Genomic DNA, 15,412 nt, shown 5'->3' with positions numbered 1-15,412 from the left:
ATGCAGATGCAGGAGATGATCCGGCGTCACGCGCAGCCCGGTCGGCTGGAAGCTATCCTGCTGCGCCCGGAGCGACGCAGTGAGGTTGTGACAGTAGCGCAGGCCGACGTGGGGCCGCGTGGGCTGGAGGGCGATCACGGGGCATCTGAAAAACGCGCGGTGACGCTGATCCAGGCGGAGCATCTGGCGGTGATCGGGGCGCTGCTGGGCACCGGTCCGGTGGCGGCGGAAGATCTGCGGCGCAATCTGGTGGTGTCGGGCATCAACCTCGCAGCGTTGCGGGGCCGGCGGCTGCGCATCGGCAGTGCCGAGCTGGAGCTGACAGGCATCTGTGCGCCGTGCAGCCGGATGGAAGAGGTGTTTGGTCCCGGCGGGTATTCTGCGGTGCGGGGGCATGGCGGGATGTGCGCGCGCGTTGTTGTGCCGGGCACGCTGAGCACCGGGGACAGCGTGGTGCCGCAGGACGCGGGCGGGCATTGACAAAAGACCGTAGGCCCCGTTGAACGGCGGAGGTCTGGCAATGGCAGAGGCACGGGAATGGGGATGGGTTTTCCCACAGCGGGCAGAGGTGAGGTGGTCGGCCTTCTGGGCGGGTCCTTTGATCCTGCGCACGAGGGCCATGTGCACATCACGCTGGAAGCGATGAAACGCTTTGGCCTGACCCGCGTCTGGTGGCTGGTGAGCCCGGGCAACCCGCTGAAAGAGCGCGGTCCGGCCCCGCTGGCACAGCGGATGACGCGCGCGCGTGCGCTGATGCAGCATCCGCGTGTCACGGTCACCGATATCGAGGCACGGCTGGGCACGCGCTATACGGCACGCACGATCAGGGGACTGCAGCGGCATTATCCCGGCGTGCGGTTTGTCTGGTTGATGGGTGCGGATAATCTGGCGCAGCTGCATCACTGGCAGGACTGGGAATGGATCATGCACAATGTGCCGGTGGGCGTGCTGGCCCGCCCCGGAGACCGGATTTCTGCGCGTATGAGCCATGCCGCACGGCGGTTCCGCCAGTACCGCGTCGCGGGCCGCTCCAGCCAGCTGCTGGCGGCTGCCGACGCACCCGCCTGGTGTTTTGTGAATGTGCCGATGGTGGCACAATCCTCCTCTGCGATCCGGGCGGCAGGGGGCTGGTCCGCCTGAGGGACCGTCTGGCGGTTTTGTGACCGGCATTGTGATGCCTCAGACGGTTGTGCCGGCGCGCGCCCTGGGGTTAACTCGCCCCGATGAGCCGAAGACCTTCATATCAGTTTACGCGCCGCAGTCTGCTGTCCGGTGCCATGGCGGCCCTTGCAACACCCGCGCTGCCCCAGGGGCTGCTGACCTCACCGCGCCCGGTGTACCGGGGTGGGCCGCGTCCGCCCGAAGCGGATGTTCTGGTGCGCGGTGCGGGCATCAGTGGTGACGTCACCTTTGCCGTGGCGGATGCTGCGACCGGCGACATTCTGGAGGCGCGCGGGAAGGACAGTCTGATCGCACCCGCCAGCGTGACCAAGGCGATCACAGCGCTTTATGCGCTGGATGTGCTGGGAGCAGAACACCGGTTCCGCACGCGGCTGATGGTCACCGGAACGGTCACAGACGGTATTCTGGACGGGAACCTGATCCTGGTGGGCGGATGCGATCCGACGCTCGACACGCGCGGGCTGGCGCTGCTGGCCATGCGTCTGAAAGAGGCGGGTATCCGCGAGGTGCGCGGCGCCTTTGTCGTGCATGAAGGGCCGGTTCTGTCGGTGCGCGCAATCGATCCGGGTCAGCCGGATCACGTGGGCTATAACCCGGCGGTTTCGGGGATTGCGCTGAACTTCAACCGGGTACATTTCGAATGGAAACGCACCTCGGGCGATTACACGATCACCATGGACGCCAGAGCGGGCAAGTACCGCCCCGAGGTGGATATCGCGCGCATGTCGGTCGCCGAGCGCGGCCAGCCCGTCTATACCTATGAGGATGCGGGCGGGCGCGACAACTGGACAGTGGCGCGTGGTGCGCTGGGCCGCGAAGGGGCGCGCTGGCTGCCGGTGCGCCGGCCGGGGCTCTATGCGGGTGAGGTCTTTGCCACGCTGGCGCGGTCGAACGGTATTGTTCTGAAACCCGCAGCCGTGATCAGCACACTGCCTGAAAGTGTGGTGGAGGTCGCGGCTATGGAAAGCGCACCGCTGAGCCAGGTGCTGCAGGCAATGCTCAAATTCTCCACCAATCTCAGCGCCGAGATGGTGGGCCTTGCCGCAACAGAAAAACGCGCAGGCTGGGTCCCGACACTGGAGGCCTCGGCTCGCGAAATGAACGCCTGGGCGCAGGAGAGCCTCGGGATGGTGGCCCCGGCCTTTGCTGATCATTCGGGCCTGGGCAGCGCCAGCCGCGTGAGTGCGGCGGATATGGTGCGGGGCCTTGGCGCGCTGGGACACGCATCGCTGCTGCGGCCGTTGCTGAAAGCGGTCAAACTGCTGGATGCCGAAGGGCGGCCCACAAACAATCATCCCGTCAAAGCGGATGCCAAAACCGGCACGCTGAACTTTGTCTCGGGGCTGGCAGGTTATGTAACAGCCACCGACGGGCGGGAGCTGGTCTTTGCCTATTTCTCGGCCGACGAGGATATCCGCGCGACACTGACCCGCGCAGAGCGCGAACGCCCGCCGGGCGGGCGCTCCTGGGCCAGCCGGTCGCGCCGCCTGCAGCGGAAACTGATTATGCGCTGGGGTGCTGCCTTCCGCGATCAGACGGCAGAACTGGCGGAATAGCCGCTGGAGCCAGAACCGGCAGTCACGTCAGGTGGCAGCCGGAGCATCAGCCGGACGCCACAGCGGACCAGCGGCCACCATCAGCACCAGCGTGTTAAAGAACGCGTTGCTGGCATTGCCGGAGGCCACCGAGCCTGCGGTGTCTACCACAAACCACACCAGCAGACTGCTCAGCACCGCCCGGCGCACAGCTTCGGGGCAGGTGTCATAGACGTGGGTGGCCAGCTGCCATATCAGCACGCCCCAGCCCAGCAGGAAGCCTCCGGCCAGCGCACTGAGAAACCGCGTATCCGGATGTGTCCAGGTGGTGGCCCCGTCGGGCGGCCAGGCGAGCAGATCCATTGTGAACCGGGCGGGTTCTGCGGTGGCTGCAACGCTGCCGAGGGCAAAGACCGGGCCAAAGGACCCCACGATCACTGCGGTGACGCTGAGCCACGATTTATGCTGTTGCGGGGTCATGATGTTGCTCTCCTCTGAAACCTGGCAGCGGGGTCGCACGGACAGGGTAAGGCGCGCAATTACCTGCCAGGTAACTGACAGCGCGTGCGCAATATGCGATCCTGGGCGAATGAGCGATTTTTCCCATGTGCTGAAAACCTGGCGCGGTATGCGGCGGCTGAGCCAGCTGGATCTGGCGCTGGAGGCAGGCGTCTCGGCGCGGCATATCTCGTTTCTGGAGACCGGGCGGGCGCGCCCGAGCCGCGAAATGGTCGAACGTCTCGGAGAGGCAATGGCGCTGCCGCTGGAGGCGCGCAACCGGCTGCACACCGGCGCAGGGTTTGCGGCGCGCTATGCCGGGCGGACCTGGGACGACGCGGAACTTGCCCCGATCCGCCGCGCGGTGTCCCATACGCTGGCACGGCACGCGCCGTTTCCGGCCATGGCGATTGACCGGGTTTGGACGGTGGTTCAGATGAACCCGCCGGCCGAGGCTCTTTTCGCGCCACTTGGGCTGGCGCCGGGCGGGAGCTTTCTGGAGCTGATGGTCTCGGATCACCTGCCGCCGCTGGTGGAGAACTGGCCCGAGGTGGCGCACCACGCGGCCCGGCGGCTGCGCACGGAAAGCGTCGCACAGGGCGGGGTGCCGGCGCTCGACACCGTGGCTGATCACCTCGCGCGGGAGGCGGTTCCCGGCGATGGCGCAGGGCCGGTGGTGCCTGTTCTGCTGAACACCGGCACTCAGCGCCTGGCGCTGTTTGCCACCATTGCACGCTTTGGCACGCCCGGGGATGTGACGCTGGATGATCTGCAGATCGAGCTGTGGTTTCCCGCCGATGCAGAGACGGAGGCCTATTTCGGCGGCTGAGCCGCCGTGCGGTCAGGTCAGATGCCGCGCCCGAGCGCCGCGCTCGATGGCTGCTGCGTGCAGCCGGTCCAGCGCAAGCTCATAGCGGATTTCCTCCAGCAGGCGCAGTTCCGCCTCGCCAAGGCTGCCATCGGCTGCCGCCACATCGCAGGCCAGCGCATAGGCGGTCTCAAAGAGCCGCTCCGGCAGGGCCTCGCGGATCAGACCGAACAGCGCATCCAGACCGTCTTCCTGTTCAAAGAGGTCAAACACGACCTGGCTTACGACGCTCATGCGGTCCGCATCATATTCCGCAAAGATCGGCAGCATCTGCACCGCCGCCTCAATTTTCACCAGTTCGGCGGTCCGGATATCCGCATCAGAGGCGGACACGGCGATCATCAGGGCAACAAGGCTGTCCTGGGCGGTAAACGCGTGGGGCGAATTGTCGGGCACGGGGCATCTGCTTTCACTGGTAACGGAATACCCGCAATTTATTGACGCCACCCGGCCAAGGCAATAGGGACGGGCAAAACCCTGCGCATGGGGCGCGGGAGCAAACCCCGGAGTGGAAAATGTCTGAGATCCGTGACGCCGCGATGACCAGCAAAGCATGGCCTTTTGAGGAAGCGCGCCGGGTGCTCAAACGCTATGCCAAGGCACCGCCGGAAAAGGGCTATGTGCTTTTCTCCACCGGGTACGGGCCCAGCGGGCTGCCGCATATCGGCACCTTTGGCGAAGTGCTGCGCACGACCATGGTGCGCCGCGCGTTCGAGCAGATTTCGGACATCCCCACAAAGCTGATCTGTTTTTCGGACGATCTGGATGGCATGCGCAAAGTGCCGGGCAACGTGCCGCAGCAGGACATGCTGGCGGAGCACATGCACAAGCCGCTCACGGATGTGCCTGACCCTTTCGGCACGCATGAAAGCTTTGGCCATCACAACAACGCGATGCTGCGCCGGTTTCTCGATACGTTTGGCTTTGAATATGAGTTCTATTCTGCGCGGGAGTTTTACCGGTCAGGGCAGTTCGACGACGTGCTGCGCCGTGCCGCCGAGCGCTACGACGATGTGATGAAGGTGATGCTGAAGTCGCTGCGCGAAGAGCGTCAGCAGACCTATTCGATCTTTCTGCCGATCCATCCGGAAACCGGGCGGGTGCTTTATGTGCCGATGAAAAACGTCGACGCGGTCAACCACACGGTCACATTTGATGACGAGGATGGCCGCGAATGGACGCTGCCGGTCACAGGCGGCAACGTGAAGCTGCAGTGGAAGCCGGATTTCGGCGCGCGCTGGGCAGCACTTGGCGTGGATTTCGAGATGTATGGCAAGGAACATGCAACCAACACCGCGATCTATGACCGGATCTGCGAGATCCTGGGCGGCAAAAAGCCGGAGCATTTCAGCTATGAGCTGTTCCTGGACGACAAGGGGCAGAAGATTTCAAAGTCTTCCGGGAATGGCATCTCGATCGACGAATGGCTGAGCTATGCCAGCACCGAAAGCCTGTCGTACTTCATGTTCCAGAAGCCCAAAACGGCCAAGCGGATGTATTTTGACGTCATTCCCAAGGCGGTGGATGAATACCATCAGCAGCTGCGGGCTTATGTGGGGCAGGATGTAGTTCAACGGTTAAACAATCCTGTCTGGCACATCCATTCAGGTGATGTTCCGACGTCAAATATGGTGGTGCCCTTCTCGATGCTGCTGAACCTGGCGAGCGTTTCGGCGGCCGAGGACAAATCGCAGCTCTGGGGCTTTATCCAGCGCTATGCACCTGAAACCAATGCGGAAAACAATCCTGACATGGATGCTGCTGCGGGCTTTGCCGTGCGCTATTACAATGATTTTGTGAAACCGGGTAAGGTGTACCGCCTGGCCACAGATCAGGAGCGCGAGGCGTTGCAGGATCTGCGGGATCAGCTGGCGGCCTGGGACGGTCCGGTGGATGATGAGGCGCTGCAGTCGGTCGTCTATGCCTGCGGCCGCGAGCGGTTTGACCCGCTGCGCGCCTGGTTCACAGCGCTCTATGAGGTGCTGCTGGGCGCCAGCCAGGGACCCCGGTTTGGCGGGTTCATCGCCTTGTACGGTGTGCAGGAAACCATTGCCCTGATCGATGCTGCCCTTGCGGGTGAACTGGTAAAAGACACCTGAAACTCTTGCCGGACGGGCCGCGTGACTTACCCTGAGGGATGAACCTCGGGGAGACATGTTATGCGTTCAGGCATTATCGGAATGATCACGGGTATCCTGCTGGCCTGCGCCGCGCAGGCTGAACCGGCGGATATTCAGGCCACAATTGACCAGCAGCTGAGAGCCTTTGAGGCGGATGATTTCGACGCGGCGTTCGCCTATGCCAGCCCGAACCTGCAGCGTCTGTTCCAGACACCGCAGAATTTCGAACGCATGGTCACGCAGGGCTATCCCATGGTCTGGCGCTATTCGGGGTTCCGGTTTCTGGAGCTGCGCGAGCAGGGTGGCGCGCTGTGGCAGCGTGTGATGATCACCGATGACAAGGGAGCAATCCACATCCTGGACTACCGCATTCTGGAGACGCCCGAGGGATGGCGCATCAACGGCGTCCAGATCCTGGACAGTTCTGAGATGAACGCCTGAGCGTCAGAAGTCGCGCCAGAGCCCGATTTTCAACGCATCATCTCCCCCGCCGGAAACAGCGAATTCCGCGCCGATCTGGATCGTATAGGTCCCGCCGCGGGGCTGCCACAACAGTGACGGCGCCAGATCCGAAAAGACCTGACCATCCTCAAAGGTGTTGAACATCTGGATCATGCCTTTGACCGTTTTCGCGATGGGCATGCCAAAGGTGCCGTCGATCTTGATCCGTTCCTCGGCCGGTGCCCGCGGCAGATTTATGCTGGCATCCACCGCCGCCCAGCCCCAGTTGTCGCGCCATTTCACGCCGCGCCCCCAGCTGAGCCCGGCCTCCAGCGCAGGAGAGAAAATCCCGTTGGTATAGCGCCCGCCCAGCCCCAGATGCCCGGCAAAACGGTGCGTCTGGTCAGTGGGCCCGATGGGCATGCGCACAAAGAATACGCCTGATCCGTTCTGCTGCCCGGTCCGGTCCAGCCCCAGGCTGATATCAGCCCCCACCGTGTGACGGGGCGTCAGGCCATATTCCAGATACAGACTGCCGGAGTAGTCGCGCTCCTGCGTGGCGGTGGCCGAGACGGAGGCGAACCCTTTGCCCTCTTCACGCAGCCAGGCACCGGCCAGGGCTGTTTGCCCGCCCGCAAGGCAGAGAACGGAGGCCAGAATGGCGGTGCGCATCAAAATCCTTTCCGCCGGCCAACATGGTTAACGGGGGTTAAGAAATGGTTACCGGGAAGATGCGCATTTTACCGAAACGCCCGATGAAAAATGCCGGTGCGCACCCTATCTCAGAGGGGTGAAATCAGGAGGAGAGACAGCCATGCAATGCCCCGTTGACGGAGAAACCCTTGTGATTGCCGAGCGCAGCGGCGTCGAGATCGACTATTGCCCGCGCTGCCGGGGCGTCTGGCTGGACCGGGGCGAGCTGGATAAGATCATTGACCGCAGCGATGCCCAGGCAGGGCATGCGGCACCGCCACGCCCCGCACCGGGCGGATACCGCGGCGGCTACAAGCAGACCGGCTACAAAAAGAAAAAGCGCGGTCTGGGGCTTCTGGAAGAGATTTTCGACTTCTGATCGCTCAGACGCCGGCCTCGGGCCGGCAGGCGCGGAAGGCCGCAACCGGTTCTGAGGCACCTGCGAGCGGAAAGGTGACCTCGGCCGCGCCGAGGATCGCGGTCGCTGTTGTGTTGTACTGCAACCCGTTCAGGACATTGCCAAACCCGCGGTCCTGCACCGTGACGCTGCGCCCGTCGCGCGACGGCACGTGCCGGTCGGTGGCGATGCTGATCGGCAGATCACCGTCGAACCGCATGGCGAACACAGGCGCGCTGTCAAAGGGCCGGTCCTGGCGGATGGTCAAGGTATAAAGCGGCTGGGTCGGATCATAGGTCAGCTCGATCTCCGCCTGGGGCGTGCTGTGGGCGAGGACGCAGGGAAGGCCGGGGGTGAACTCCCAGGCGGCGGCGGGGGTGGCGAGCAGGGTGAGGGCGATGAGTGTGCGCATGGGGGGAGGTAGCCGGAGAACGCTGGAAATCCACCAGAGGCTTTGCTGTGCAAAGCCCGCGCCCGACCATCCCACGCGGGGAGGGCGCTTTTTCGTCAAGTGTCTTTGGTTTTCATAGTCAACTGGCCGCCCGCCTTGACCTCATCAAGAATTTTTTGAGCACGGTTCAGCAGGGTCTTCGGAGTGGGCGCATGGAACGTCAAGTACCTCTCCAATACGGAGCGCGCAGCGTTTTCCATTTTACTGGTCTCTTCACCTAGCATAGCTTTAGCGTCTTGGTAATGGCCTTCGACATCGAAGTAACCATCTGGTAAATCGAATTTTTCTCCATTCTCCCGTAAGCTATGGAGAAAATGAACGGTACCAAACCAGTCGATATCCGATTGCTTTTCATCCCAACTATGTACGCTGTTGCCGCGGGATTTAATTGCTTTCCCCAATGCTACCTCGACAACCTTCAGTTCGCTCTTTAGCCATCCAGGTGGCGCCTCCCCAAGCATCAGGCTTAGTTCTTTTTGAGCATTATAACAAAGCTTCAGCTTTTCTTTGTATTTGTAACAAAGGTTTTGAAGCAGGAACCACGTCAATTCAAAGTGTTTTACTTTCGAGATTTCGGTACCATGCCATGGATATCGTCGCAGCATTCTTCGAGCTAATATTAAGTCCTCAAACGCTGTATGAAGTTCCAAAGTCGATTTGACAACTCTACTCCCACGCGCTGACAGGAGGCTTAATATGCGCCAGTTTTCAGGGCCATATTTTTCGGCGTTTTCTTCTTGAGAAGATAAGAGTGCTATCTCAAAGCAGGATTCTAAAAAGTCTGCAATTTCAACTTCCGGGTCAAACATTGAACCTAACCGTAAACTCGAAAACGTTCTAGTAACACGTTCCCAATAGAAACTCTAATTTACCGCCGCCGCTTCTTCCGCTTCACCCCGCCGCGCATCCCGCCGCGGCCCATGGTGCTGCGGCCTGAGGCTTTCTGGGCATCGTCCACGGCCTTTTCCACCGCGTATTGCCGGGCCATCGGGTCGTCGGCGACGGCCAGATCGACTGCTTCCAGACGTTTGACTTCGTCGCGCAGGCGGGCGGCTTCCTCGAACTCCAGGTTTTCGGCGGCCTTGCGCATGTCCGCGCGCAGCCCGTCGAGCACGGCCTGCAGATTGCCCCCCGCGAGCGGTTTTTCGACCGTCGCCGTGACGCGGTTCATGTCCGTGTCGCCCTTGTAGAGACCGGCGAGAATATCCTCGACGTTCTTTTTCACGGTCTGCGGCGTGATCCCGTGTTCTTCGTTATAGGCCAGCTGTTTGGCACGCCGCCGGTTGGTCTCGCCGATGGCGCGTTCCATCGAGCCGGTGATGCGGTCGGCGTACATGATCACGCGGCCCTCGGCGTTCCGCGCGGCCCGGCCGACCGTCTGGATGAGCGAGGTTTCCGAGCGCAGAAAGCCCTCTTTGTCCGCGTCCAGAATGGCCACGAGCCCGCATTCGGGAATATCGAGGCCTTCGCGCAGCAGGTTGATCCCGATCAGTACGTCAAAGGCCCCCAGCCGCAGATCGCGCAGGATTTCGATGCGTTCGATGGTGTCGATGTCCGAGTGCATGTAGCGCACGCGGATGCCCTGTTCGTGCATGTATTCGGTCAGATCCTCGGCCATGCGTTTGGTGAGCGTGGTCACGAGCGTGCGGTAGCCGTTTTCGGCCACGCGCCGCACCTCGTCGAGCAGATCGTCCACCTGCATCTCAACGGGGCGGATTTCAATTTCAGGGTCAATCAGGCCCGTGGGGCGGATGATCTGTTCGGTGAAAACACCACCGGCCTGTTCGATTTCCCAGCCGGCGGGCGTGGCAGAGACAAAGACGGACTGGGGTCGCATGGCGTCCCATTCCTCGAACTTCAGTGGGCGGTTGTCCATGCAGGAGGGCAGGCGGAACCCGTGTTCGGCAAGCGTGAATTTGCGCCGGTAGTCGCCTTTGTACATGCCACCGATCTGCGGGACAGAAACGTGGGATTCGTCTGCAAAAACAATGGCATGATCGGGGATGAATTCGAAGAGCGTGGGGGGCGGCTCGCCCGGTGCGCGGCCCGTCAGATAGCGCGAATAGTTCTCGATCCCGTTGCAGACGCCCGTGGCCTCCAGCATTTCGAGGTCAAAGTTGGTGCGCTGTTCCAGCCGCTGCGCCTCAAGCAGTTTACCCTCGCTCACGAGCTGGTCGAGGCGGATTTTCAGCTCTTTTTTGATGCCGATGATCGCCTGCTGCATGGTTGGTTTGGGCGTCACATAGTGGCTGTTGGCGTAGACGCGGATCTGGTCGAAAGTATCGGTTTTCTCGCCCGTCAGCGGGTCGAATTCCGTGATGGATTCCAGTTCTTCGCCAAAGAACGAGAGTTTCCAGGCGCGGTCTTCGAGGTGGGCGGGGAAGATTTCGAGGCTGTCACCCCGCACCCGGAAAGATCCGCGCTGGAAGGCCTGGTCATTGCGCCGGTACTGCTGGGCCACCAGGTCGGCCATGACCTGGCGCTGGTCGTACATAGAGCCGGTTTTCAGATCCTGGGTCATCGCGCCATAGGTTTCGACGGAGCCGATGCCGTAGATGCACGAGACCGAGGCCACGATGATCACATCGTCGCGTTCCAGCAGCGCCCGGGTGGCCGAGTGGCGCATCCGGTCGATCTGTTCGTTGATCTGGCTTTCTTTCTCGATGTAGGTGTCGCTGCGCGCGACGTAGGCCTCGGGCTGGTAGTAGTCGTAGTAGGACACAAAATATTCGACGGCGTTGTCCGGAAAGAAGCCTTTGAACTCACCGTATAACTGCGCGGCGAGTGTCTTGTTCGGCGCCAGGATAATTGCCGGACGCTGGGTCTCTTCGATCACCTTGGCCATGGTAAAGGTTTTGCCGGTGCCGGTGGCGCCGAGCAGCACCTGGTCCCGCTCACCGGAGGTGACGCCATCGGCCAGTTCGGCAATCGCAGTGGGCTGGTCACCGGCCGGTTCAAATTCAGTGGCCAGCACGAATTTCAGGCCGCCTTCCAGCTTGGGGCGGTCGCGCACATCGGGCGCAGGATTGGAAAGAACAGCGTCAGAGCTGTCAGTGTGAGCGTAAGACATATGCAGATTCCCTGGGGTTACTGCCAAGGTGTCATGTTTTGTCAGGGGTTCAAGGGGCCGGTGCGGCAATCCTGACAGGGAATGGCAGGAGGTGCGTGGCGGCTCAGTTGTCTTTGACCGCGGGGTTCAGGACATCAAGAAGATCAAAAAGCTCAGCTTCATAGGCGGTCTTGTCCAGAATTTCGACGTCGGCAGAAACGTCCTGGATGATCTTGTTTATCTCGATGATATGGTTATTGCCGACCTTGTAGATGAGATTGTCACGCGTGGCTGTCAGCCCTTCGACTGTATCGTACATGTGTTTCGCGCGCAGTTTGCTGTAGTCGTTTGAGTGGGCCAGAGAAAACCCCTGCACAGTGCCCAGCTCCTCTTCCATCGTCTGGGCGACCGAAATCAGCCTGTTGTTCCAGAGCCGGAGATCATCATAGCTGACGGTGGTGACGTCGGCTGATGTTCAGGTCAGCAGCCCCAGTGACCGGAAGGACGCCTCGCTGTTTTTGCCGATGATCACATGGTCATGGACCCGCGCGTCAATGGCCTCGCAGGCGCGCACAATCGCGTCGGTCATGGTGATGTCAGAATCGCTGGGTGAGGGGTCGCCGGAGGGGTGGTTGTGCACGAGGATCAGCGCAGCAGCGTTCAGTTCGAGGGCACGTTTCACAACTTCGCGCGGGTAGACGGGCACGTGGTTGATGGTGCCGCGCGCCTGTTCCTCGTCGGCGATCACAACGTTTTTGTTGTCCAGAAACAGAATGCGGAACTGTTCGGTGTCACGGTGCGCCATTGAGGTGCGGCAATAATCGATCAGGTCGTCCCAGCACGACAGGACGCAGCGCTGCAGCACGCGGGCCTGCGCCATACGCTGGGCAAATGCCTCGACGAGGCGCAGCTGGAAATACACCTTGCGGGTCGTGCCTTTGACCTGCAGCAGGCGGTGTTCCGAGGCGGCGACAACCCCGTTGAGATCGCCGAAAGTTTCCAGCAGTTTCTTGGCGAGCGGTTTGACGTCAATGCGTTCGATGGCATTGCACAGCAGCAGTTCGAGCAGTTCGTATTCGGGCATCGCGGCGTGCCCGCCGGACAGAAACCGTGTGCGCAGGCGTTGCCTGTGGCCGACATAGTGCGGAGAAGGGCCGCCGCCGCGGGTCGCAAACTCTCCGGGTTGCAGCGACCGCGTTTCAGCCCAGGCCGGGATGCGGCGGTCCAGATCCTCAAGCCCGCGCAGGGCTTCTTCGGAAAATCCATGCTTCTGATTGCTCACCTGGTACTCCTTCCTGCGTGCAGGCACCGAAAGATATTCCCTGGTCATGGTTAGCGAATGGTTAAAATTGTCAGGCCGGGCGCCCGATTTCATCAAACCGGGTAAAAGTTGAACAGGCAGGACAATTTGGCGTCTTGCCTGACGGGCCGAAATCTCTGATATACTGCCCTGAGCCAGTCCGGGAGCCAGAAGATGCGCGCACGAATCTACAAGCCTGCAAAAACCGCCATGTCGTCGGGCATGGCCAAGACCCACGCCTGGGTCCTTGAGTTTGCACCGGCCTCGTCGCGCGAGGTTGATCCGCTGATGGGCTGGACCTCTTCGGACGACATGCAGAGCCAGGTGCGCATGCGCTTCCGTACCAAGGAAGAAGCAGTGGAATATGCGCGGGACAACGGCATCGACGCTGATGTGCTGGAGCCGAAGAAACGCAGGCCCAACATCCGTCCCGGCGGATATGGCGAGAACTTTGCCACCAGCCGCCGCGGTGCCTGGACCCATTGACGCGGCCTGATGTGCTCCGCGTTGCAGCGCAGGACCCGGATGTTGCGGCGCTGCTGGAGCGGCATTTTCAGCTGATGCGGTCTCAGTCGCCCCCCGAAAGCTGCCATGTGCTGCCGGCTGATAACCTGGCCGACCCCGACATTACGCTGTTCGCGATCCGTGAAAAGGACACAGCCGTTGCCATTGGTGCGCTGCGCCGGTTCGGTCAGGCTGACGGCGAGCTCAAATCGATGCACACTGCTGCGGAGCATCGCGGTCGGGGGCTGGCGCGTCATCTGTTGCAGGGGCTGATCCGTCACGCCGCGGGCGAGGGGGTCCGGTCCCTGTGGCTGGAAACCGGTTCGGGCCCGGAACACGCGGCGGCACGGGCGCTTTATGCTGCTGAGGGCTTTACGCCCTGTCCGCCCTTTGGTGATTACAGCGAGGACCCGCTGAGCATTTTCATGACCCGCCGGATCTGAGACTTGCGCGCGGCGCGCACCTGCGGCATGTACGGAGCAGCGGTCCCTTAGCTCAACTGGATAGAGCAGCTGACTTCTAATCAGCAGGTTGAGGGTTCGAGTCCTTCAGGGATCGCCAATAAAATCAAACAGTTAGAGCATTTCGATCGTTCAAATATGTTTGAGAGCGACCACATAGCGACCACACTATCAGTAGCCAGCGGCGGCATGCGGGCCTGAAAAATTCCTTAGCAGTTGAACGTCTGCTTTGCATATTGCCAATTTTGCATCTTGGGCGGAAACCGGTCATTCGCTGCGTTTGCAATGAATCTCTGCAGGGCTCGCGAAAGCTGCCGTTCACTTGGGCGTTGAACTCAAGAATTCTGCAACCGATCCAATGACGGGATAGAGCCCAAAGTTCCAAATGCTGCACCTTACATGAGTAGCTGCGATGGGCGGTTTGCTGACATTCGCATATGTGATGACGGCTCAACGCTGCCGTCAGCTTCCGCGCCTTGATGCAGCTCCGCTGCCGTTCAAACCTGTCGTTCGCCGCATCTGCACGATGTAACAGGTGATCGAAGGCAAGACTGCGGGCCAATCGGCCTCTTTTTTGTGCGCCGCTATTTGCCCACCCGGTTTAGGGTGACAGCCAAGCTGGTGACACCGTACGTTCATCGTCAGTCTTCTTTTTTGCAGAGTGAAACTGCCGCGCTTGGTTGACGCAACACGGTTTATTGTCCCGCGCACATCCGCACGACCGTCTTCAAAGAACTTCACCGCCATAGATCTCTGCGAGGTTCTTGGCGCTGCCTTCCATGAACATTGGCATCATTTTCGACATCATCCAGCCCTGCATATTCGTGGTCTCAAAGTATCGCCGCATATGCATGATTGAGCCGCCTTCGGCTGGCGTCACGATCACGACCCCCCGATGGCCTTCAAAAGCGTCAGGTGCCCAAAGTGGTTTCGCGACCATCGAAGCCGCCGGGTCAAGGTGAACGATTTCGTCTGTTTCGCCTTCCTTGTAAGAGACCAGAGAACCGACCCCAAAATCCCCGGCTTCCCTGGGTGAATTGTCGACCACAACATTCTCCGGTGGTGGGGACACCCAATCCCCGTAGTCTTCGAACGCGGCGACAATCGTCATCGCTTCTGTCGGTGGAATTGGCAGGAACACCTTCACCTCCGCGCCGAGCGGTTTGTCGGTGAAGTCCCGGACATCCAGGTCCCCAAATACATGTGTGTCGGGCGACAGGCCAACATTCGGGTCGCTTCTCAGAGTTGGGCTGAAACTGAGAAACGCTAAACCCCCAACGATAGCGATCACGACGAGGGCGCCAATTACTTTGAGTATCTTTTTCATCTTGCACTCCAATGTGAGCGTGGCGACGACCCGCCACGCTCTCCATTTGGTTTCATTGTTTTATGCGGGCACGGCGCCAGCAGCGGACGGGGAGCTGTGCTTAACGCCTTTGCTGTCGATCTTTCCACCGGTCTTGAGGTGGTGCTCAAGGCTCTCGAGCATCAGCGACACGCGCTTTTTCATCATGGGCTTCATCATGAGGTTTCCCATAATTGCGCCGAGGGGGCCCATGCCGATTTCAATGTCCATTTCGACGATAACGTCGGTGCCGCTGCCGCTTGGGCTCAGGCGGATGACGGACTTGCCACCCTTCATGGGTTTGGGAGTCTCGCTCAGCGTCATGTGAATGGCGCGACCATCATCGATCTTTGTGATTGTCTCGACGATGGACGTCTTGTCGACGAACTCGCAGCGGCGCTTGGCGCCCACGCCCTCGTTGTTCTGGCTGAGCAGCGGGGAGCGCACGACCCACGGCTGAAAGCGCCAAATGCCGCCCCAGTCGTTGAAGGCCGCCCAGACGTCTTCAGCCGACGCATTCACGCGTTTTGTCATTTCTGCATGCATGTTTTTGTTCCTTCTAGGTTTG

19 protein-coding genes and 1 tRNA gene are annotated in these 15,412 nt (G+C 61.0%); 10 read left to right on the top strand and 10 right to left on the bottom strand.

Translation table 11 applies throughout. From position 1 onward, the window contains the following. The 3 genes from ACZ1HA_RS14645 (at position 1) to dacB (ending at position 2,738) form a co-directional block, all read left to right on the top strand. Complete coding sequence (locus ACZ1HA_RS14645; RefSeq protein ID WP_472714397.1) at positions 1-480, top strand: MOSC domain-containing protein; 480 nt, start codon at positions 1-3, stop codon at positions 478-480. 57 nt (positions 481-537) lie between these two features. Then, positions 538-1,140 (top strand): nicotinate-nucleotide adenylyltransferase, encoded by a 603-nt coding sequence (locus tag ACZ1HA_RS14640; RefSeq protein WP_472714396.1) that lies wholly within the window; start codon positions 538-540, stop codon positions 1,138-1,140. 83 nt (positions 1,141-1,223) lie between these two features. Next, positions 1,224-2,738, top strand: coding sequence for a D-alanyl-D-alanine carboxypeptidase/D-alanyl-D-alanine endopeptidase (gene dacB / locus ACZ1HA_RS14635; RefSeq protein WP_472714395.1), 1,515 nt, complete (start codon positions 1,224-1,226; stop codon positions 2,736-2,738). Positions 2,739-2,765: 27 nt separating this feature from the next. Here the strand turns inward: dacB and ACZ1HA_RS14630 are convergent, their stop codons facing one another. After that, a complete protein-coding gene (locus ACZ1HA_RS14630; RefSeq protein WP_472714394.1) occupies positions 2,766-3,197 on the bottom strand; it encodes a hypothetical protein in 432 nt (143 codons plus the stop codon). A 109-nt stretch (positions 3,198-3,306) separates the two neighbouring features. On the opposite strand from ACZ1HA_RS14630, the gene ACZ1HA_RS14625 reads away from it, so the two are divergent. Beyond that, the gene (locus ACZ1HA_RS14625) at positions 3,307-4,044 is read left to right on the top strand and encodes a helix-turn-helix domain-containing protein (protein ID WP_472714393.1); all 738 of its coding nucleotides are present in this window, start codon (positions 3,307-3,309) and stop codon (positions 4,042-4,044) included. A 12-nt stretch (positions 4,045-4,056) separates the two neighbouring features. Here ACZ1HA_RS14625 and ACZ1HA_RS14620 read toward each other — a convergent pair whose 3' ends face one another. Further along, entirely contained in the window at positions 4,057-4,425 is a 369-nt protein-coding gene (locus ACZ1HA_RS14620; protein WP_375230940.1) for a tellurite resistance TerB family protein, read from the bottom strand. A 173-nt stretch (positions 4,426-4,598) separates the two neighbouring features. Here ACZ1HA_RS14620 and ACZ1HA_RS14615 point away from each other — a divergent pair, with 173 nt between their 5' ends. Then, positions 4,599-6,182, top strand: a complete 1,584-nt coding sequence (locus ACZ1HA_RS14615; RefSeq protein ID WP_472714392.1) for a lysine--tRNA ligase — start codon at positions 4,599-4,601, stop codon at positions 6,180-6,182. Between the two features lie 60 nt (positions 6,183-6,242). After that, positions 6,243-6,644, top strand: coding sequence for a DUF4864 domain-containing protein (locus tag ACZ1HA_RS14610; RefSeq protein ID WP_472714391.1), 402 nt, complete (start codon positions 6,243-6,245; stop codon positions 6,642-6,644). Between the two features lie 3 nt (positions 6,645-6,647). Here ACZ1HA_RS14610 and ACZ1HA_RS14605 read toward each other — a convergent pair whose 3' ends face one another. Next, positions 6,648-7,316 (bottom strand): hypothetical protein, encoded by a 669-nt coding sequence (locus tag ACZ1HA_RS14605; RefSeq protein WP_472714390.1) that lies wholly within the window; start codon positions 7,314-7,316, stop codon positions 6,648-6,650. A gap of 142 nt (positions 7,317-7,458) precedes the next feature. On the opposite strand from ACZ1HA_RS14605, the gene ACZ1HA_RS14600 reads away from it, so the two are divergent. Next, complete coding sequence (locus tag ACZ1HA_RS14600; RefSeq protein ID WP_436398596.1) at positions 7,459-7,716, top strand: TFIIB-type zinc ribbon-containing protein; 258 nt, start codon at positions 7,459-7,461, stop codon at positions 7,714-7,716. 4 nt (positions 7,717-7,720) lie between these two features. On the opposite strand, the gene ACZ1HA_RS14595 is transcribed toward ACZ1HA_RS14600, so the two are convergent. The 5 genes from ACZ1HA_RS14595 to radC form a co-directional block, all read right to left on the bottom strand. After that, positions 7,721-8,146, bottom strand: coding sequence for a hypothetical protein (locus tag ACZ1HA_RS14595; RefSeq protein ID WP_472714389.1), 426 nt, complete (start codon positions 8,144-8,146; stop codon positions 7,721-7,723). Positions 8,147-8,241: 95 nt separating this feature from the next. After that, entirely contained in the window at positions 8,242-8,994 is a 753-nt protein-coding gene (locus ACZ1HA_RS14590; protein ID WP_472714388.1) for a hypothetical protein, read from the bottom strand. Positions 8,995-9,053: 59 nt separating this feature from the next. Next, entirely contained in the window at positions 9,054-11,255 is a 2,202-nt protein-coding gene (uvrB, locus tag ACZ1HA_RS14585; RefSeq protein WP_472714387.1) for an excinuclease ABC subunit UvrB, read from the bottom strand. Positions 11,256-11,358: 103 nt separating this feature from the next. Beyond that, entirely contained in the window at positions 11,359-11,610 is a 252-nt protein-coding gene (locus tag ACZ1HA_RS14580; RefSeq protein WP_472714386.1) for a hypothetical protein, read from the bottom strand. 99 nt (positions 11,611-11,709) lie between these two features. Continuing rightward, positions 11,710-12,516 (bottom strand): RadC family protein, encoded by an 807-nt coding sequence (radC, locus tag ACZ1HA_RS14575; RefSeq protein ID WP_375229889.1) that lies wholly within the window; start codon positions 12,514-12,516, stop codon positions 11,710-11,712. A gap of 192 nt (positions 12,517-12,708) precedes the next feature. Here radC and ACZ1HA_RS14570 point away from each other — a divergent pair, with 192 nt between their 5' ends. From ACZ1HA_RS14570 to ACZ1HA_RS14560, 3 genes are all read left to right on the top strand, one after another. Further along, on the top strand, positions 12,709-13,020 hold the full coding sequence (locus tag ACZ1HA_RS14570) for an ETC complex I subunit (protein ID WP_436398600.1): 312 nt from the start codon (positions 12,709-12,711) through the stop codon (positions 13,018-13,020). A gap of 11 nt (positions 13,021-13,031) precedes the next feature. Next, entirely contained in the window at positions 13,032-13,481 is a 450-nt protein-coding gene (locus ACZ1HA_RS14565) for a GNAT family N-acetyltransferase (protein ID WP_472714385.1), read from the top strand. 41 nt (positions 13,482-13,522) lie between these two features. After that, positions 13,523-13,599 (top strand) — tRNA-Arg (locus tag ACZ1HA_RS14560). Between the two features lie 627 nt (positions 13,600-14,226). On the opposite strand, the gene ACZ1HA_RS14555 is transcribed toward ACZ1HA_RS14560, so the two are convergent. Together ACZ1HA_RS14555 and ACZ1HA_RS14550 are read right to left on the bottom strand one after the other, a co-directional pair. Next, positions 14,227-14,826 carry an SRPBCC family protein gene (locus ACZ1HA_RS14555; protein ID WP_472714384.1) on the bottom strand — a complete coding sequence of 200 codons (600 nt, stop codon included), beginning with the start codon at positions 14,824-14,826 and terminating at the stop codon, positions 14,227-14,229. Positions 14,827-14,886: 60 nt separating this feature from the next. Further along, complete coding sequence (locus ACZ1HA_RS14550) at positions 14,887-15,390, bottom strand: SRPBCC family protein (RefSeq protein WP_472714383.1); 504 nt, start codon at positions 15,388-15,390, stop codon at positions 14,887-14,889. Positions 15,391-15,412 lie beyond the last annotated feature (22 nt).

It is taken from the genome of Roseobacter sp. S87 (genome assembly GCF_055693285.1).
Note: the sequence above shows the minus strand (reverse complement) of the source record. Positions and strands in the feature narration are given on the sequence as shown.